Raw genomic sequence first — 18722 nt, 5'->3', positions numbered from 1 at the left:
CGTTGAAGTCGTCATCCGGTGCCGCATTTAGTCTGTATAAACAATAAAAATTCCCTTGAAACCGTTGTTTATTCATGCGTTGCGATTAACAATACGTTTTTCCAGAGAGCGGCTTTTAACAATGCCCTAACCTGATTTCAGGTGACGTACAATGCCAGTCTCTCAGATCTTCAGAGGGTGTTATGCTATATATCTTTCGTCTTATTATTACCGTTATTTACAGCATCTTAGTCTGTGTATTCGGCTCTATTTACTGCCTTTTCAGCCCGCGTAATCCGAAGCATGTGGCTACCTTCGGGCATATGTTTGGTCGTCTTGCGCCGCTGTACGGCCTGAAGGTCGAATGTCGCAAACCTGCTGATGCTGAAAGCTACGGCAATGCTATCTATATCGCTAACCACCAGAACAACTATGACATGGTGACGGCATCAAACATCGTGCAGCCGCCGACAGTCACTGTGGGTAAAAAGAGTTTGCTATGGATCCCCTTCTTTGGGCAGTTGTACTGGTTAACCGGCAACTTATTGATCGACAGAAACAATCGCACTAAAGCGCACGGCACGATCGCCGAAGTGGTGAATCATTTCAAAAAACGCCGTATCTCCATCTGGATGTTTCCGGAAGGAACGCGCAGCCGTGGTCGCGGTCTGCTGCCGTTTAAAACAGGGGCATTTCATGCTGCGATTGCCGCAGGCGTTCCGATTATTCCCGTGTGTGTTTCCACGACTTCGAATAAGATTAATCTTAACCGACTGAATAATGGTTTAGTGATCGTAGAAATGCTGCCGCCAATTGATGTCAGTCAATATGGTAAAGATCAGGTTCGCGAGCTGGCGGCCCATTGTCGTTCGATAATGGAACAAAAAATCGCCGAGCTCGATAAAGAAGTCGCAGAGCGCGAAGCCGCCGGAAAAGTTTAAGTCGGCAATCTGTTTTTTGCGGGAACACTTTCCTGCACGGTATTACTTTAGCCAGTTTTACATGGAGCAAATATGTCACTCAGTCGGCGTCAGTTCATTCAGGCATCGGGGATTGCACTCTGTGCAGGTGCTGTCCCCCTGAAGGCCAGCGCAGCCGGTCAACAGCAACCATTGCCCGTTCCGCCGCTGCTTGAATCTCGCCGTGGGCAACCGCTGTTTATGACCGTACAGCGTGCGCACTGGTCATTTACGCCAGGAACGCGCGCGTCGGTTTGGGGTATCAATGGTCGCTATCTTGGGCCGACTATCCGCGTCTGGAAGGGCGATGATGTTAAGCTGATTTACAGCAACCGACTGACAGAAAATGTCTCAATGACGGTGGCCGGGCTACAGGTGCCAGGCCCACTGATGGGCGGTCCGGCACGCATGATGTCGCCAAACGCTGACTGGGCGCCCGTACTCCCCATTCGCCAGAACGCAGCGACCTTGTGGTATCACGCCAATACCCCCAACCGCACGGCACAGCAGGTTTATAACGGCCTTGCCGGAATGTGGCTGGTGGAAGATGAAGTCAGCAAGTCGCTGCCCATTCCTAACCATTATGGCGTGGATGATTTTCCAGTCATTATCCAGGATAAAAGGCTGGATAACTTTGGCACGCCGGAATACAGCGAGCCAGGAAGCGGCGGCTTTGTTGGCGATACGTTATTGGTCAACGGTGTGCAAAGCCCGTACGTTGAAGTCTCGCGTGGTTGGGTGCGCTTGCGACTGCTGAACGCGTCGAACTCTCGTCGCTATCAACTACAGATGAGCGATGGTCGCCCGTTACATGTGATTTCTGGCGATCAGGGATTCCTGCCTGCGCCAGTGTCGGTGAAGCAACTTTCGCTGGCACCGGGCGAGCGCCGCGAGATTCTGGTGGATATGAGCAACGGTGATGAAGTGTCTATCACCTGTGGCGAAGCGGCGAGCATTGTTGATCGTATTCGTGGCTTCTTTGAGCCATCCAGCATTCTGGTTTCCACGCTGGTGCTAACGCTGCGCCCAACCGGTCTTCTGCCGCTGGTCACAGACAGTCTTCCGATGCGCCTGCTGCCAACCGAAATCATGGCCGGTTCGCCGATTCGCAGCCGTGATATCAGTCTGAGTGATGACCCGGGTATCAATGGAAAGCTGTGGGACGTCAACCGTATTGATGTCACCGCGCAGCAAGGAACATGGGAGCGCTGGACCGTACGAGCAGATGAACCGCAAGCGTTCCATATTGAAGGCGTGATGTTCCAGATCCGCAACGTTAACGGCGCAATGCCGTTCCCGGAAGACAGAGGCTGGAAAGATACCGTTTGGGTCGACGGACAAGTGGAGCTGCTTGTCTATTTCGGTCAGCCTTCCTGGGCGCACTTCCCGTTCTACTTTAATAGCCAGACGCTGGAAATGGCCGATCGCGGCTCGATAGGGCAGCTGTTGGTCAATCCGATACCGTAATGGACCAATTAAATCTCCCGGCGATATGCAGTCCTCACAGTGAGTAAAGACGTAAACAGACGGGCCTGAATCATTCAGGCCCGTCTGTTTGTCAGGTTGAAAATAACCCAGGCAGCATCAGACTGAGCTGCGGGAAATAACAAATCATTGCCATCACCACAAACAATGCCAGAAACATCGGCAGCAATGGTTTTATTACCTTGTCGATACTGACCTTGCCAATACTGCAACCAACAAACAGAATGGTACCGACAGGAGGTGTGCAAAGACCGATGGTTAAGTTGAAAACCATAATAATGCCGAAGTGAATCGGATCTATCCCCAGATGTTGGGCGATCGGCAGAAAAATAGGTGTAAATATCAGGATCGCTGGTGTGATATCCATAAAGGTGCCAACGATCAACAGAATGATATTAATGATAAGAAGAATGACCCATTTGTTATCCGAAACGCTGGTAATCAATTCGTTGATTAACTCAGGCACATCAGCATTCGTCATGGCCCATGACATCCCCATCGAACAGCCTACCAGCAACAGAACAATTGAACTGGTTACCACCGAATCTAACAGAATATCATTGAGCTTCTTAAGGGTGATTTCCCGGTAAATCATCGCCAGGGATAAACTATAAATTACTGCTATTGCCGATGCTTCTGTGGGCGTAAATACCCCCGCGATAATACCGCCAATAATGATAAAAATAAGCATCAGGCTGGGTATTGATTCACGGAATATTTGCAAAAACTGACGAAAATTGATGCGTTCTGCCACTGGATAATGGTTACGTCGTGCATAAAGAGCCGCCACAAACATTAAAGCAGCAGCGGTGAGAATGCCTGGCAAGTATCCAGCTAAGAACAACGCTGCAACAGAAGTGCCTCCACTGGCGAGGGAATAAACAATCAACACATTGCTCGGTGGGATCATCAGACCAATGGGGGCAGAGGCAATATTCACTGCCGCAGAGAACGCCGGATCATAGCCCTCTTTTTCCTGCAGTGGTGACATAATCCCACCTACCGCGGCGGCTGACGCAACAGCAGAACCTGAAATAGCACCAAACAGCGTGTTTGCAAGGATATTACAATGAGCCAGTGAGCCAGGCAGACGCCCAACTAATGCTTGCGCCAGGTTAACCAGCCGTCGGGCGATGCCTCCGGTATTCATAATGTTTCCGGCTAACACGAAAAAGGGAATGGCTAATAACGTAAAGCCATCCAGTCCCACTGTCATTTTTTGCGAAATCACAGAAATGGCGGCATCGGGAGGTAAGGCAGTAATAATAGATAACAGTGAAGAAAGGCCAATAGCAAAAGTAATTGGCACACCTATTGCCAGCATGACGGCAAAACTGCCAAATAAAATTAAGACGGGGTAGATATATTCAAAGTCCATACTTCCCTCGTTAATGAGAATTCCGTTTACGATAGTTGTCAATAATATTCATCACTGAATACCAGACCAGAATAAGCCCACTGGCAGGCATAACCCAATAGACCTTATCCATCGGCCATTTTAATACAGGAGAAATTTGTCCAACATGTTGTGCTTTTTCAACAACAATGTTTCCTCCATAGATCATAAAAATAACTGCAAAAACGGTAATAATAATTTGGATAAAACTGTCAAGCGTCAGAACAGATGCCGCAGGAAGTTTCTGAGCCAACAAATCAATCGCCAGATGTTTTTTTAACCCAGCGGTATATACACCGCCAAGTAAAATCATCCACATAAATAAAATCTGGGTAAATTCATCAAGCACGGTGCTGGGAGCGTTAAAAATAAAACGAGCAATAACTTGCCATGTTACGCAGAACACCATAATGGCGAGAATAATACAGCAGCATCCGGCAAGGATCTTATTAAGAATATGAGTGAGTGTGCGCATAAGTCTTCCATGAAAGGGCAGGGATTACCTGCCCATTAGGGTTACATACTTTCTACTTGCTCAAGGTTTTTGGCCGATTGTGCATCTTTTGCTTTAAATTCATCGTATAGCGGTTTTACGCGTTCTTTGAAAGCGGATTTATCAACATCAACCACTGTTGCGTTCATCTCTTTCATTTTGTCGTAGGCTTCTTTTTCAGCGGCAGGCCAGATGACATCTTTCATTTGCATCATTGATTCATCGGCTGCCTTTAATAATGCCGTACGCTCTTTGTCGCCAAGTTTATTCAACACATTGGTGCTGATAATTAACACATCAGGCACCATGGTGTGTTCATCACGTGAATAGACTTTTGCCACCTCGGCGTGACGCATATCAGAATAGACAACGGTATTGTTCTCTCCGCCATCAACAACACCTTGCTGGAGCGCAGTGTAAAGTTCTCCCTGAGCCATCGGTGTGGCGACACCGCCAAGTGCTTTCATCATTGCAATGGCGCTGGGGCTTTGTTGAACCCTAATTTTCATTCCTGCTAAATCTTCAGGTTTTGTAATCGGTTTATTGGAATAAAAACTTCTCGCACCGCCGTCATAATACGTAATACCCACAAAACCTTTGCTTTCTGATGACTTGAGTATTTGTTTACCTAAATCGCTTTGCAGAACGCGATAATAATGCTCACGGTCGCGGAATAAGAAAGGCAGACTGAAAAGACTGTAATCCGGGGCGAAAGATTCCAGTGACGCAGCATTCACTTTCACCATCTGCAATGCGCCAGAGTTCATTAGTTCCAGTGATTCGCGCTCGTTACCCAATGTCGCATTTGGGTAAATACGAATAACTAGTTCACCATTAGAATATTCTTTGGTTTTATCAGCTAAATAGCTTAATGCTTTATGGACAGCATGGCTTTTATCCTGATTATGACTGAGTTTTAATGTTGTTTTTGCCAGTGTGGTATTGGAAATTAATAAACAACTGGTCAACAGCATAAGCGATGCCGTCAGAGGACGAAGTGCTTTCATATCCTGCTCCTGGTTAATATAACAGAAACGATAAATACAGCGCTTTTCTATCGTTAGAATAAAAAGAGATTATTAATTCTCTGTCAGATAATGGAAAATCCCTGCCGGAACGGGAATACCTTCCTGCTGACATTTTTCTTTATAGTGCATTTGTGGATCGTTCGGTGCTAATACTTTTTCAACGCCGGGAACCGGTTTAACGGCATGAAGTTCCGTGACCATTTGCGCCATAGTTTCAGCAAAAACAGGATTGCCGAGCTTTTTCGGATCGATGGCAATAACCAAACTTGCCAGCTTACGCATCTTGTCATAATCGCCATACATGCGAACAATATGGTTACCAAAATTCGCATTCATCAGCACGCCAGTCAGTGCATCTATAGCTAGCGCAATGCCTGAACCTTTGTGCTGACCGAAAGGTAACAGGTTTTCAATTTTATGCGGATCAGTGGTGCCATTACCGTCTTTATCTATCGCCAGTCCTTCACCAATATGTTTTCCGGTTTCCTTTGCATGAAGTATTTTGCCGAAAGCCGTGGCACTGGTCGCCATATCAACAATCATCGGATGGCTGTTTTCCACCGGAAAGCCAAAGGCGATGGGGTTAGTTCCCAAAAAGCGCCCGGCACCGCCATGAGGCGCTACGCAGGTATCGGTTTGCGTCATTACGATAGCAATCAATCCTTGGTTGGTGACCATCTCTGCAAAATAAGATAACGCGCCACAGTGAGAGGCGTTTTTAACGCTAACAAACCCAAGACCTTCTTCCTGTGCCAGTTTGATGGCGTGCTCTGTGGCGCTAATTAATGCTGAATGCCCCATCCCGTCATCAGAGTCGAGAATGGCCACTGACGGTGATATTTGCTCAATACTAAATTGCGCGGTTTTATTTAACCCTCCGGCAGCAAGGCGAGTGCAATAATGTTCGACACGCATAACACCGTGAGAATGCACACCGGTAATATCGGCATGTACTAAAACATCCGTAACTTGTTGTGCGGTGTTAGTATCCAGCCCGGCAGTATATAATTTGTGGTGTACCAGTGATTTTAAATTTGCTTCACCGACATAAACAGTTGTCATCTTTGTTCCCTTAAAAAGTGATCACACCCTTGACCATATTTTTATTTTCTACAACGTTACGTTGGTAATTTTCGCCAACATTAAAGAAATTAAATTCCTGGTTTTTCATTAAGTTTTCGTGAATTTTATTGCTGCGCATCAGTTCAATAACTAACGTGAAATCTTCCCGTGTGGCATTGCGACTACTGAGTAACGTTGTCTCTTTTTTATGGAAAGTCGGATCGTCAATAACGAGTTCACCGATATACAAACCGATGAAAACAATTTTGCCGCCATGACGAATAAGATTGACATCCTGACTCATCGAGGCTTTATTTCCCGTAGCATCAAGTACGACGCAAGCCAGTTCGCCGCCAAACACTTCACTAAGCGCGGCAATAAAACCTTCCTGTGTGGGATCGAAGGCATTAATAGCAAGATTATCCACAACGTGCTGGCGACGTTGACTATCAATATCAGCAACAACAACCTGCGCCCCTTTAGCCCTGGCGATGGCTGCCGTTGCCAGACCGATTGGCCCGGCGCCAATCACCAGTACGTTTTGTGCAGCCTTGATCTCAGCCCGACGAACGGCATGTGCACCAATGGCGAAGCATTCAACCAATGCGCCGGCGCTGTCGCTGACCTCGTCAGGGAGCGGCACAAGGTTGTCTTCACGTACCGCAAGGTACTCACTAAAACCCCCATCCTGATGCACGCCATACAGCGAAACACGTTCACAGCAGTTCGTTTTCTCTTCCCGACAGGCGGCGCACTCGCCACACGGAATGCATGGGATAACGGAATAGCGCTGGCCTGATTGTGCCGTTTGACACTGACTGCCTTGTGAAACTGCTTCGGCGCATATTTCATGACCTAATACACGTGGGTAGCTAAAAAAAGGCTGTCTGCCGGCAAATGCGTGAATATCCGTACCACAGATACCCACGGCTTTAATTTTTAATAGCACTTCGTTATCTGCTGGCACGGGAATATCCTTTTCCACATACTCCATAACGCCAGGCTGCTGACAAATTAATGTTTTCATTTCTGCTCGTCCGATAATAATTGGCTGATTGTGGCCTTGATGCCCTTGTTTTTTATATTTGCAAAGGCAATTTTTATTTCATTTATAAAGGGCTGATGATTACTTAATTCACCAAATATGGCGCTAAGGTGCAGTAATGCGAGCGCCTGTTGCCATGCGTCTTGTTGTTCCTTTATTAGCGCATGAAATTGTTCACTCATTGGATCAGCGACAGACTGGCTTTTCTCAACAGCTTCAATGACATAATGCAACCAACCAGCAACGAGCAGTGACAGAACAGCATTGTTTTGCTTTTGCTGATGCAATTTCAGCCAGGGAGTCAGCGCACGCTGGGGAAGCTTTTGCGAACCGTCCATAGCGATTTGCCCGGTACGATGTGCAACATTACGGTTGCTAAAGCGTTCAATTAACAGGTCGGCGTATTCCTGGACGTCGATATTTAAATCAGGATTAAGTGTTCGGGCTTGTTCATTGATCATCAGATGGCGGGTAATGGAACGAAAATTAGCGTCTTCCATGCATTGCCAGATAAATTCATAGCCTGCCAGTGAGCCGTTATAAGCCAGAAATGAATGGCTACCGTTTAGCATGCGTAACTTCATCTCTTCATAAGGCTGAACATTGCTGACAAACATCGCGCCTGCTTTATCCCATTCCGGTCGCCCATGCACAAAATTATCTTCGATCACCCACTGGCGAAATGATTCGCAGATGATCCCGCAGGGATCGGCATAACCGGTTTTAGTTTCCAGTAAGGCGAATTGCGATTCGGTCATTGCCGGAACAATGCGATCTACCATCGTGCCTGGAAATGAGACATTTTCTTCGATCCACTGAGCCAGGGACTGATCCAGTTGGCGGGCAAAACCGAGAACGGCATTTCGCGTCAGATGCCCATTGTCAGGCAAGTTATCGCAGGAGAGCACACTAAAAGCGGCAAGTCCGGCTGCTTTACGTTGTTGCAAAGCACAGACGATCAAGCCAATAGCCGACTGAGGCGCATCCGGGTTTTGTAGATCGTGTTTGATTAATCCATTGGTGAGATCAAGTGATCGCGTTTGCGAATCGAGGCAATAGCCTTTCTCGGTGATGGTTAATGAAACGATTTTTACCTGAGGTTCAGTCAATTTCTGGATTGCTGCGGCAATACCGTCCACGGGGGTATGGATACCGCCAGTCACCGAGCGTACAAGGCGTGAGGTAGATTGCGATGCAGACGTTTCCACCACCGAAAACAGCCCATTTTGCGCATTTAAGTTTTCGATCAGTTGAGCATCACCAAACAGGTTGATCTCAAAGATCCCCCAGCGGGTGTTCGAAAGCTGATTAGTAAGATCAGTATAGACAGCCTGGTGTCCGCGATGAAAAGCGCCAAAACCAATATGGACAATATCAGCCTGTAACCCGTCTCGAGGCCAGGTGGTGACCTGATCATGGTGGGCGACAGTGATGCTCTCGTTCCCTGACATTATGTGCTTACTCCTGGTAGTTGGTGTGTATAGACCAATTTACATAATTCATTAGACCAAAAACAGAGAGATGCATCACGCTTGCAGAGAAAGGTAAAAGTACGGAACAGAACAAGAGGAAGTGATTTGAGATGGATGACAAACGTAAAACTGCCTGATGCGCTACGCTGATCAGGCTGGCGATGATTGTGTAATGTATTTAATTTTAATTTGTTATGCCAGATTAGGTATTCACGCTGCATTCGGCACGAGCAAAGCGCGCTTTATCATCAGTCTGTTGGTAATTCATTAGACCAATTAACAAGATAGAGTGTACCAGATGAGAGGGGATGCAGAGCCAGCGTCATTTTTCACGTCAGCTCTGGATAAATGAAGGTTAACGAGCGAAGAAAAAGTCATCAAAGTCGCTAATGGAAGCGTCTTGTTTGAAGATTTTGATCAGTTCATTTTTGCTGTTTTCCAGATGGTTCCAGGACGCTTCTCTGGCAAGCTCTGAATCTTTCTGTTGCAGCGCAAGGACAATAGCCCGGTGATCTTCCAGCCATTGCAGACGCAAAGGCTTTTCGTGCAAATACTTGTAGTTCAGCTTCTTCCAGCGGGGGTTTTCTGTGCGCACTGCCCGCCATAATTCGGCGGCTTGTTTGATCAGCACACGATTTTGCGTTGCTTCGGCAATAAGGCTATGAAATCGGTGATCCAGCTCTTCAAATTTATCACTTTCCGCTGCGATCGCCTTTTCCTGCAAGCTAATGATTTTCTTTAATTCTTGTAATTCGTTAAAGCTGATCTGGCTGGCTGCAAAACCGGTAATATTGCTCTCGATCACCTGGCGTGCCTGCAACAGTTCGAACGGGCCAATTTCTGAATAAGGCATTAATGATTTCTGATTGAGCTTATCGGTGGAATCGACAAAGAAGATCCCTGACCCTTGCTTCACATTCAGTACGCCTTTCAGTTCCAGCATAATGATGGCTTCACGAATGGTAGTCCGGCTGGTATTAAACCGCTCGCTCAGTTCACGTTCTGAAGGTAAGCGCTCTCCGGCTTTGAATACGCCTGAATACAGCAACTCTTCAATCTGTAGACCAATATCGTAATAGCGGCGCTTTGTAATAACCTGTTCCATAACTTGCCTTACTGTGGGTGTCCTCGGATAGCCGATCGTCGTGCAACATGACCTGAACGTTGCTGATCGGCATAAATAGTAGCGGCAGTTGCCACGATACCGCTAGCCTTAAATGTGTTTGCCCCGATCGGCAGTGAAAACTTCACCAGGGTATTTCGTCACCGTTTATCAACATCACTTCATTTCCGCGCGTGATACAGCGTATAATCCCCGGCCTTTGATTATTTTTTTACCATTTCTGGAAGCAAAATGAGCTCTATCTCCCTGATCCAACCGGATCGCGACCTGTTCTCCTGGCCGCAGTACTGGGCCGCCTGTTTTGGACCGGCACCGTTTTTGCCGATGTCTCGTGAAGAGATGGATCAACTTGGCTGGGATAGCTGCGACATCATTTTGGTTACTGGCGACGCGTATGTCGATCACCCAAGCTTCGGGATGGCGATTTGCGGTCGTATGCTGGAAGCGCAGGGCTTTCGCGTTGGGATCATCGCCCAGCCGGACTGGAGCAGCAAAGACGATTTCATGCGTCTGGGTAAACCGAATCTGTTTTTCGGCGTTACCGCAGGCAATATGGACTCGATGATCAACCGTTACACTGCCGATCGCCGTTTACGTCATGACGACGCTTACACGCCGGATAACGTCGCAGGTAAGCGTCCGGATCGCGCCACACTGGTTTATACCCAGCGTTGTAAAGAGGCGTGGAAAGATGTGCCGGTGATCCTCGGCGGTATTGAAGCCAGTCTGCGTCGTACCGCGCATTATGATTATTGGTCTGACACCGTGCGCCGCTCGGTGCTGGTGGATTCTAAAGCCGACATGCTGATGTTCGGTAACGGTGAGCGTCCGCTGGTGGAAGTGGCGCACCGTCTGGCAATGGGCGAGCCGATTAGCGAAATCCGCGATGTGCGTAATACCGCGATTATCGTGAAAGAGGCGCTGCCAGGCTGGAGCGGCGTGGATTCCACCCGTCTCGATACCCCGGGCAAAATCGACCCGATCCCGCATCCGTATGGCGAAGATTTGCCGTGCGCGGATAACAAACCGGTGGCGCCGAAAAAACAAGAAGCCAAAGCCGTTACCGTGCAGCCACCGCGCCCGAAACCGTGGGAAAAAACCTACGTGTTGCTGCCTTCTTTCGAGAAAGTGAAGGGCGATAAAGTCCTGTACGCCCATGCTTCGCGTATTCTGCATCACGAAACTAACCCAGGCTGCGCCCGGGCATTGATGCAAAAACATGGCGACCGCTATGTGTGGATCAACCCGCCTGCTATTCCTCTTTCTACCGAAGAGATGGACAGCGTCTTTGCGCTGCCGTATAAGCGCGTGCCACATCCGGCTTATGGTAACGCCCGTATTCCGGCTTACGAAATGATTCGTTTCTCGGTCAATATTATGCGCGGCTGCTTTGGCGGCTGCTCTTTCTGCTCTATTACCGAGCATGAAGGGCGCATTATTCAGAGCCGTTCGGAAGATTCGATCATTAATGAGATTGAAGCGATCCGCGACACTGTTCCAGGCTTTACTGGCGTGATTTCCGATCTCGGTGGGCCAACTGCCAACATGTATATGTTGCGCTGCAAATCGCCGCGCGCCGAGCAAACTTGTCGCCGTTTGTCGTGCGTTTACCCGGATATTTGTCCGCATATGGACACTAACCACGAACCGACCATCAATCTCTATCGCCGTGCTCGCGATCTCAAAGGTATCAAGAAGATCCTGATCGCTTCCGGCGTGCGTTACGACATTGCCGTGGAAGACCCGCGCTATATCAAAGAGCTGGCGACCCATCACGTAGGTGGTTATCTGAAGATTGCCCCGGAACATACCGAAGAAGGGCCGTTATCGAAGATGATGAAGCCGGGCATGGGCAGTTATGACCGCTTTAAAGAGCTGTTCGATACCTACTCGAAACAGGCAGGTAAAGAGCAGTATCTGATCCCCTATTTCATCTCCGCGCACCCGGGTACGCGTGATGAAGATATGGTGAACCTGGCGCTGTGGCTGAAAAAGCATCGCTTCCGCCTCGACCAGGTACAGAACTTCTATCCGTCACCGCTGGCTAATTCGACCACCATGTATTACACCGGGAAAAACCCGCTGGCGAAGATTGGTTATAAGAGTGAAGACGTCTTCGTACCGAAGGGCGACAAACAGCGTCGTTTGCATAAAGCGTTGTTGCGTTACCACGATCCGGCAAACTGGCCGTTAATCCGCCAGGCGCTGGAAGCGATGGGTAAAAAGCATCTGATTGGCAGCCGTCGCGATTGCTTAGTGCCTGCGCCAACCATTGAAGAGATGCGTGAAGCTCGTCGCCAGAACCGCAATACCCGTCCGGCGTTGACCAAACATACGCCGATGGCGACCCAGCGTCAGACGCCTGCTACGGCAAAAAAAGCGTCGTCTACGCAATCTCGTCCGGTGAATGCTGGCGCGAAGAAACGCCCTAAAGCAGCGGTCGGACGTTAAATTCGCTGTTCCCGGTAGCAGAATTGCTACCGGGGATATTACTTCAGAATCTATCTCATTAGGCATTTATTTATATGCCGAAATGTATCATGTGTTTATTTTCTCTGATGGCTTTTTGTATTACTTCTGATAAAGAAAGAAGTAAAGGATCGTGCTGGAATTTTGGATCTGATATTACAATATGAAGAAACTGATTTAATGAATCTGGTGGGATAATGGTAACTCCGTAGCGAGCAAGCGCATAACCTGGACGATTTAAACTATGATAGAAGGTTTTTATTGTCTGGAGTTGTTCCCACCATTCATCAATGTAAATGTCATCATCAATATAAACGCAATTATATTTTTCAGGTTCATAGTGACTATAATTTTTATCGGCATCAATTTCATCAATAATACCAAATTCGGTTTTAATCATAATAACTATGCCTTTTAATTGTTATGCATAAAATATGCCAGAAAAAATTATTTATATTGAATTTTTTTTGGGTGATTTGTAATTTTCTCAAGAAAAATAGAGTTCATACTTATTATCTTGTTGTTGCGCCCATCTCTGGAGTTCAGGTGAAAAATGTTTGTTAAATAAGTACAGCCATATTTCTTCGCTAAGTTTATTTTCAATACAATCTACTGAACTCTCGATGAATTGCCACCATAAAAAATCGAGGTTCTCTTCACTTGATGCCATCAGACTTATTAATGTTTTGGCATCCCTATCGGATGGGTTTTGTATCTTGAGCATTTTATCGATATTTCGAGATATTTCGTCTAAGGTTTTGGTACATGAAGGCTGGCACCAGTAATCAAGTGCTATTTTTTTACACGTATTCACCTCTGAACGGGTGAGTGGGAAGAGATCTGTATCATCAAGATGGTCAATGCAATCGCTAACAAAAGACAATCGCCGCAGATGCCATTCTTTTTCTTTGCGGGTTGCCAGTTGTGACTCTCCTGCAGCATCAACAATCATTACAGCGACATAAAGAGCCGAAAGACGAGGACTGGTGCATGTTCCCCAACTTTCTTTCCAGTAATTACTGGTGTGATAATGCCAGGCTTTCAATCGATTATAACAAGTCTGACAAACGCCATGAGGCAAGGCAACAGGATGGCTAAAGCAAACAGGACATTTCAGCATTTTATTTACTCACTTGCTTTGATTTTAGCGAAACTAGAGTTTCATTTTCTTAACATTGATTATTCAGATTAAGGTTGTTTATTATTTTTATCAGGCAACTGTGTTGGTTATAAAAGGAAGAACGTAATCTTGCTTGTCATATAGATGAGCCATCCCACGAGGTTGTGCAACATTTAATGAGGGAGACTGGGCCAGAAGAATGCCGGGGATTAATATAGAAATGATTAACAATAGTGGCTTCATTTTGTCGTCGTTTCCATATTATTTTTAGCAGATTCCGCCTGTAATTTTTTGATTTCTTGTTCTCTGTGGCGCGCAAACTCTTTACGGGTCGTGACGCGCTCATACAAAGTAATATCGGTAATACCCCCACTCCACATGCCAAAATGACCTCGTATATCCATATCAAATGTTCCAGCTATCCGGACATAATCGCCATTTAGCTGACGAGCACGAGCTAAGGTCACGACTGGGTTTGGGAAATCAAAATCCAACCACACGCTATCACTTTGAACAAAATTTTCCCAGGATTCTTTATTTAAATATAAGGCGTTGCCTTCAAACTCAATATTGCCAACACCTTCGACAACCACCTTTTGCAAATGGTATTTTTCTGGCTGCGCAAGTAGTGCCGTCATTGATATCGAATGAGAAAAATGATCGCTCGAGGGGGTATTAATTACAGCTCTGCGTTTCATTCGCGTATCTTCGCGTATTTCTGCCCGTAGACTGTTGGGGATTTCAGTACCGTCATCGATGCCTTCTATTAGCCAACGATGATTATCATTTTCACGAACCAGCATCAGCCCCAGTAACCGGTGGACATCGGTGCGATTTTGTTTGATAACCAGCTGCAACAGTACATGCGTTCGGCCGCCATTTAGGTGTGTGCTTTGGATTATTTCTGCAGAAACGAAAGCGTCATCGACACAGCGACACAAAAGATTATTATTCAGCCAGGGTGTCATTTTGCCGGGAGTAGCGCTCATATTACTTCGCAAATCGAGACTGAATTCATCAGTTATTGGTATATCGTCATTACTGATCAATGGTTGGTACAAACGTTCTATCGCTTCATTAATCGATTCTTTGCACAACACGTTTCCGCTGAAGCCACAGAACAGCAGAATACAAAAACAGGTGTGCCAGCGTCGCATAATCATGTCCTTATGTTTGGCTTTTTCTTAGCAAACAGCCTCTAACCCGGCAACTGACACGCTGCCGGGGATTTTTTTATCATTCCGCATACATACGCAAGCAGCGCAGGCAATCGAAATAGTCCTGCGCATCAAGACGCGTATTGGCTCTGTTAGCTTCAGATTTTGCCGCATAGATTTGTGGGCGTAATGCTTTCATATCCTGCTCAAGTCGGGTGATTTTGGCATTTAATGTTTGCACATTGCTCGCCAGTTGATTGACCTTTTGCTCATTGACGCACCCATTTAATAAGCCAGTTACCAGAATTAGTGTTCCCACGCTGAAAGTCTTTTTCATTATTTATTTCTCCCTGTTTTTTATTGTTATGATTAATGGTTGATTGATGTTTAGTGGAGTATTACCACCGTGGCGGGTGCGCCCAAATTCCGTCTGGCCATCTTCCGGCATCATCCAGCCGTGTGTTAACTTTTTCTGCCGCTTCTTTCGCTACCTGAATTTCCTGACGTAAAGCGTTGATATCCTGTTGGAGTTGATCGACTTTTATATTTATCAGATGAATATCATTTTCTACATGACTGATTTTTTCATTACTGACGCAGCCTGTGAGTATGAACATTAGAAAAAAGAGTAACAGTTGATTATTCATTTCCAGTTTCCTTTATCTGGTATTAATTATTCCGCTCACCGCTGTAATCTGGCGGCAGTCTTCGCTTCAATCTGTTTAAGTAAACTTCCGCCGCCTGGGCGGATAAAATCGGCAATTTCCCACTTACCTTCACGCCGCTGTAAAACAAATTCTTGCTCTTCGCTGTTGCCATTGGTCAATGCAAAACGAACATAAATACGAGCGGAGTCGGCAGTTTTCTCCAGCACACGAATTTCATCAACGCGTGAAAATAACGACTCTTCGCCAAAACAGATTGGGTTGTCGTAGATAAATTGCCGCTCTAATTGCATATCTTCATCGGAGTTACTGTCAGTCTTGAAGGTAGTTTTATAGAAGGCATTAACAGCCTGGCGATAGGTGTTGGAAACAACCCACGTCCAGGGCCAGCTATAATGAGTGATATGGTCAAACAACTCGGCGACAAAGGCTTCAGGTTGCTCTTTTTGCAGCGATGCCAGTAGCGCCAATATTTTTTCATTCTCACCATTAACCGACTGCCAGACGCTGCCATGATTGCTGACAATATCATCAATCACCCAACGACCATTTTCTGCCACCATTTTCAGTGTTTGCGTGGTCTTTTCTTTATCGTCTTTATAGGGACGAAAGCGCACAAGGGCATCTACGTGATCGGCATCCGTTTGAGTAACCGCGACACTTTCTAACACCAGATCGCCGTAATCCTGACAATCGCAAACCGGATCGTAATCCAGCCAGCCAATATTACCCGGCAGTGTGAGATTGTCATTCAAGGTTAGTGCCTTTTGCATTCGCGTTGATGTTATTGCTTGCTCACTGTTATCAGCGAAATAAGGAACACTAGCCCCACCGGTATAGTGTTGATAAATCTGCCTGACTGTTTGTTCAGCGGTTAGCGAGGGGGATTGCGCCTGGAGGGTAAAACTTAAAAAGGCTGCCAAAAACAGAACCATTATTTTCATCTGTTTTTCACCTCTCCATTGCGTTTATCCCTGGTGTAGATGAGTTGTTCCTTTAAGAGCTTCCAGCTCCGCATGATGATGTCCTTATATCTGGTGTTCCTGAACAGGGGAGAGTAACAACGGGCGGGAGGCTAGGGGAATAAATGATTTCTGAAAAGTCCGGTAGCGGAACATTACCGCTACCGGGAGAATTTGTGCGTTAGCCGCTGAACTGGTCGGGATCGGGGCCGAGGCGTTTACCCTGGTCGAGTTTTGCAATGTCACCAAGTTCGTCTTTGTCGAGACGGAAATCCCAGACATCGAAGTTTTCGGCAATTCGTGAAGGGGTGACCGATTTCGGGATTACGACCAGACCGTTATCCAGATGCCAGCGGATAACAATCTGCGCCGGGGTTTTGCCATACTTATCTGCCAGATCGCGAATGATTTTCTGATCGAATACGCCTTTCCCGCCCTGGGCTAATGGGCTCCAGGATTCGGTCTGGATTTTGTGTGTGGCGTTCCAGGCATGCAACTGACGTTGCTGCATCAGCGGGTGAAGTTCTATCTGGTTAATAACAGGCGCCACGCCAGTTTCATCAATCAGGCGCTGAAGATGGTGGATCTGGAAATTACAGACGCCGATACTTTTGATTAATCCCTCTTTTTGCAGCTCAATCATTCCTTTCCATGCTTCGACATAATGGTCGATTGCGGGAACGGGCCAGTGCATTAAGTAGAGGTCGATATAATCAAGCTGGAGTTTTTTCAGACTGTCGAGTAGGGCTTCGCGAGGGCGCTTGTGGTTGTCGTTCCACAGTTTAGTGGTGATGAACAGATCTTCTCTGTTAAGTGCGGAATTTTTCAGGGCTTTGCCGACACCTTCTTCGTTCTTGTAGGCTGCGGCGGTATCAATCGAACGATAACCAACTTCTAACGCTTTTTGAATAGCGGTGATAACTTCCTCATTACTTGCTTGCCAGACGCCCAGTCCCAGCTGGGGCATGACATTGCCGTCCTGTAGCTTAATAACGGTTGGATTAGCCATACGTTCCTCCTTATATGAACTCACCGGAGCAGGCTCCGGTGAGATGTTGTGAACTTAAGTCTGGACGAAATGCCCGAAAACGAAAGTTTGAGGCGTAAAAAGCTTAACGGGCGGCTTCGTAGATGCGGCGGCTGACTTCCAGTGTAATGTCATGATTTTCGCCCAGTTGGGTCATGCCGTGTTCTTCCAGTTTTTTCAGCAATGCCGGGATAGAGCTGCCGTCCAGACCGTAGTCGGAAAGATGCGTCGGCACGCCTAATTGCTCGAAGAAGTTACGGGTAGCGGCAATCGCGGCGTCAATGCGCTCGTCGTCGGAACCTTCGGTGATGTTCCAGACGCGTTCAGCGTATTGCAGCAGTTTCGCACGCTTGGTGTCGCGTTTTTCATTCCACAGAGCAGGCAGGACGATAGCCAGAGTTTGTGCGTGATCCAGACCGTGCATAGCGGTCAGTTCGTGGCCCAGCATATGCGTTGCCCAGTCCTGAGGTACGCCAGCGCCGATCAAACCGTTCAGCGCTTGGGTCGCCGCCCACATAACGTTGGCGCGCACATCGTAGTTTTCTGGTTCATTCAGGGCCTTCGGACCATCTTCGATCAGCGTCAGCAAAATACCTTCTGCGAAGCGATCCTGGATTTTGGCATCAACCGGTTTGGTCACATACTGTTCTACGGTGTGCACAAAGGCGTCCACTACGCCGTTAGCCACCTGGCGCGGCGGCAGGGTGTAGGTATAAACCGGATCGAGTACGGCAAATACCGGCTGAACATGGGCAGAATGGAACGCCTGTTTGTCGCCAGTGGTTTTACGGGAGATAACCGCGCCCGCGTTAGATTCTGAACCGGTCGCTGGCAGCGTCAGCACACAGCCCATCGGGATAGCGCTTTTAATCTCTTTACCGCCCGTTTGCAGAATGTGCCACGGATCAATATTTTCCGGATAGTTAGCCGCTGCGGCGATAAATTTGGTGCCATCCAGCACGGACCCGCCGCCAACCGCCAACAGGAAAGTCACTTTCTGTTCGCGAACCAGTTTTACGGCGTTCATCAGCGTTTCATAAGACGGGTTTGGTTCGATACCGCCAAACTCCAGCACGTCCATACCTTTCAGTGCATCCAGAACTTGATCGAGGACGCCGGTTTTTTTCACACTACCACCGCCGTAGGTAATCAATACGCGGGCGCCATGAGGAATTTGCTCGCGTAAACCAGCGATTGCGCCTTTACCAAACAGAATGCGGGTTGGGGTGTGCAGATTAAAGTTGTTCATTACTTGCTCCCTTTGCTGGGTCAATATGAGG

The 18722-nt window shown here is 47.3% G+C and carries 18 protein-coding genes; 3 read left to right on the top strand and 15 right to left on the bottom strand.

The features are described from left to right. The first annotated feature begins 182 nt into the window (after positions 1–182). Both plsC and ftsP read left to right on the top strand, forming a co-directional pair. Positions 183–920, top strand: coding sequence for a 1-acylglycerol-3-phosphate O-acyltransferase (gene plsC / locus FEK66_RS14935; RefSeq protein ID WP_000965725.1), 738 nt, complete (start codon positions 183–185; stop codon positions 918–920). 72 nt (positions 921–992) lie between these two features. Continuing rightward, a complete protein-coding gene (gene ftsP / locus FEK66_RS14930) occupies positions 993–2405 on the top strand; it encodes a cell division protein FtsP (RefSeq protein ID WP_130210333.1) in 1413 nt (470 codons plus the stop codon). Positions 2406–2496: 91 nt separating this feature from the next. On the opposite strand, the gene FEK66_RS14925 is transcribed toward ftsP, so the two are convergent. From FEK66_RS14925 to FEK66_RS14895, 7 genes are all read right to left on the bottom strand, one after another. Continuing rightward, positions 2497–3801, bottom strand: a complete 1305-nt coding sequence (locus FEK66_RS14925; protein ID WP_130210331.1) for a TRAP transporter large permease subunit — start codon at positions 3799–3801, stop codon at positions 2497–2499. Between the two features lie 10 nt (positions 3802–3811). Then, positions 3812–4294, bottom strand: a complete 483-nt coding sequence (locus FEK66_RS14920; protein ID WP_130210329.1) for a TRAP transporter small permease — start codon at positions 4292–4294, stop codon at positions 3812–3814. A 41-nt stretch (positions 4295–4335) separates the two neighbouring features. Then, positions 4336–5319: a TRAP transporter substrate-binding protein gene (locus tag FEK66_RS14915; RefSeq protein WP_130210327.1), complete on the bottom strand. Its 984-nt coding sequence runs from the start codon at positions 5317–5319 to the stop codon at positions 4336–4338. Positions 5320–5391: 72 nt separating this feature from the next. Next, positions 5392–6402 carry an Ldh family oxidoreductase gene (locus tag FEK66_RS14910; protein ID WP_130210325.1) on the bottom strand — a complete coding sequence of 337 codons (1011 nt, stop codon included), beginning with the start codon at positions 6400–6402 and terminating at the stop codon, positions 5392–5394. Between the two features lie 10 nt (positions 6403–6412). Next, a complete protein-coding gene (locus FEK66_RS14905; RefSeq protein ID WP_130210323.1) occupies positions 6413–7429 on the bottom strand; it encodes a zinc-binding alcohol dehydrogenase family protein in 1017 nt (338 codons plus the stop codon). Further along, on the bottom strand, positions 7426–8898 hold the full coding sequence (locus FEK66_RS14900; RefSeq protein WP_135495077.1) for a mannitol dehydrogenase family protein: 1473 nt from the start codon (positions 8896–8898) through the stop codon (positions 7426–7428). Before FEK66_RS14900 ends, FEK66_RS14905 begins: the two co-directional genes overlap by 4 nt. Before the next feature lie 376 nt (positions 8899–9274). Then, a complete protein-coding gene (locus FEK66_RS14895) occupies positions 9275–10024 on the bottom strand; it encodes a FadR/GntR family transcriptional regulator (protein WP_130210319.1) in 750 nt (249 codons plus the stop codon). Positions 10025–10273: 249 nt separating this feature from the next. Between FEK66_RS14895 and FEK66_RS14890 the strand changes: the two genes are divergently transcribed. Further along, entirely contained in the window at positions 10274–12493 is a 2220-nt protein-coding gene (locus tag FEK66_RS14890) for a YgiQ family radical SAM protein (protein WP_000095187.1), read from the top strand. A 70-nt stretch (positions 12494–12563) separates the two neighbouring features. Here the strand turns inward: FEK66_RS14890 and FEK66_RS14885 are convergent, their stop codons facing one another. The 8 genes from FEK66_RS14885 to yqhD form a co-directional block, all read right to left on the bottom strand. Then, a complete protein-coding gene (locus FEK66_RS14885; RefSeq protein ID WP_130210317.1) occupies positions 12564–12911 on the bottom strand; it encodes a hypothetical protein in 348 nt (115 codons plus the stop codon). An 87-nt stretch (positions 12912–12998) separates the two neighbouring features. Next, positions 12999–13631 carry a hypothetical protein gene (locus FEK66_RS14880; RefSeq protein WP_240780555.1) on the bottom strand — a complete coding sequence of 211 codons (633 nt, stop codon included), beginning with the start codon at positions 13629–13631 and terminating at the stop codon, positions 12999–13001. Positions 13632–13870: 239 nt separating this feature from the next. After that, entirely contained in the window at positions 13871–14788 is a 918-nt protein-coding gene (locus FEK66_RS14875) for a hypothetical protein (RefSeq protein ID WP_135495076.1), read from the bottom strand. Between the two features lie 79 nt (positions 14789–14867). Then, positions 14868–15125: a lipoprotein YqhH gene (gene yqhH / locus FEK66_RS14870; RefSeq protein ID WP_130210313.1), complete on the bottom strand. Its 258-nt coding sequence runs from the start codon at positions 15123–15125 to the stop codon at positions 14868–14870. Between the two features lie 61 nt (positions 15126–15186). Next, on the bottom strand, positions 15187–15435 hold the full coding sequence (locus tag FEK66_RS14865) for an LPP leucine zipper domain-containing protein (RefSeq protein WP_130210311.1): 249 nt from the start codon (positions 15433–15435) through the stop codon (positions 15187–15189). A 35-nt stretch (positions 15436–15470) separates the two neighbouring features. Further along, positions 15471–16397 (bottom strand): YbjP/YqhG family protein, encoded by a 927-nt coding sequence (locus tag FEK66_RS14860; RefSeq protein WP_135407875.1) that lies wholly within the window; start codon positions 16395–16397, stop codon positions 15471–15473. 199 nt (positions 16398–16596) lie between these two features. Further along, a complete protein-coding gene (gene dkgA, locus FEK66_RS14855; RefSeq protein ID WP_130218154.1) occupies positions 16597–17424 on the bottom strand; it encodes a 2,5-didehydrogluconate reductase DkgA in 828 nt (275 codons plus the stop codon). A 103-nt stretch (positions 17425–17527) separates the two neighbouring features. Next, positions 17528–18691 carry an alcohol dehydrogenase gene (yqhD, locus tag FEK66_RS14850; protein ID WP_135495075.1) on the bottom strand — a complete coding sequence of 388 codons (1164 nt, stop codon included), beginning with the start codon at positions 18689–18691 and terminating at the stop codon, positions 17528–17530. Positions 18692–18722: the final 31 nt, after the last annotated feature.

Source organism: Escherichia sp. E1130 (genome assembly GCF_005781065.1).
In the GTDB taxonomy this organism is placed as follows: domain Bacteria; phylum Pseudomonadota; class Gammaproteobacteria; order Enterobacterales; family Enterobacteriaceae; genus Escherichia.
The sequence above is the reverse complement of the archived record's forward strand: the minus strand, read 5'-3'. Positions and strand labels throughout refer to the sequence as shown.

Coding starts and splice junctions, on each gene's coding strand:
- plsC (WP_000965725.1), top strand. CDS start 183: ATGCTATATATCTTTCGTCTTATTATTACCGTTATTTACAGCATCTTA.
- ftsP (WP_130210333.1), top strand. CDS start 993: ATGTCACTCAGTCGGCGTCAGTTCATTCAGGCATCGGGGATTGCACTC.
- FEK66_RS14925 (WP_130210331.1), bottom strand. CDS start 3,801: ATGGACTTTGAATATATCTACCCCGTCTTAATTTTATTTGGCAGTTTT.
- FEK66_RS14920 (WP_130210329.1), bottom strand. CDS start 4,294: ATGCGCACACTCACTCATATTCTTAATAAGATCCTTGCCGGATGCTGC.
- FEK66_RS14915 (WP_130210327.1), bottom strand. CDS start 5,319: ATGAAAGCACTTCGTCCTCTGACGGCATCGCTTATGCTGTTGACCAGT.
- FEK66_RS14910 (WP_130210325.1), bottom strand. CDS start 6,402: ATGACAACTGTTTATGTCGGTGAAGCAAATTTAAAATCACTGGTACAC.
- FEK66_RS14905 (WP_130210323.1), bottom strand. CDS start 7,429: ATGAAAACATTAATTTGTCAGCAGCCTGGCGTTATGGAGTATGTGGAA.
- FEK66_RS14900 (WP_135495077.1), bottom strand. CDS start 8,898: ATGTCAGGGAACGAGAGCATCACTGTCGCCCACCATGATCAGGTCACC.
- FEK66_RS14895 (WP_130210319.1), bottom strand. CDS start 10,024: ATGGAACAGGTTATTACAAAGCGCCGCTATTACGATATTGGTCTACAG.
- FEK66_RS14890 (WP_000095187.1), top strand. CDS start 10,274: ATGAGCTCTATCTCCCTGATCCAACCGGATCGCGACCTGTTCTCCTGG.
- FEK66_RS14885 (WP_130210317.1), bottom strand. CDS start 12,911: ATGATTAAAACCGAATTTGGTATTATTGATGAAATTGATGCCGATAAA.
- FEK66_RS14880 (WP_240780555.1), bottom strand. CDS start 13,631: ATGCTGAAATGTCCTGTTTGCTTTAGCCATCCTGTTGCCTTGCCTCAT.
- FEK66_RS14875 (WP_135495076.1), bottom strand. CDS start 14,788: ATGCGACGCTGGCACACCTGTTTTTGTATTCTGCTGTTCTGTGGCTTC.
- yqhH (WP_130210313.1), bottom strand. CDS start 15,125: ATGAAAAAGACTTTCAGCGTGGGAACACTAATTCTGGTAACTGGCTTA.
- FEK66_RS14865 (WP_130210311.1), bottom strand. CDS start 15,435: ATGAATAATCAACTGTTACTCTTTTTTCTAATGTTCATACTCACAGGC.
- FEK66_RS14860 (WP_135407875.1), bottom strand. CDS start 16,397: ATGAAAATAATGGTTCTGTTTTTGGCAGCCTTTTTAAGTTTTACCCTC.
- dkgA (WP_130218154.1), bottom strand. CDS start 17,424: ATGGCTAATCCAACCGTTATTAAGCTACAGGACGGCAATGTCATGCCC.
- yqhD (WP_135495075.1), bottom strand. CDS start 18,691: ATGAACAACTTTAATCTGCACACCCCAACCCGCATTCTGTTTGGTAAA.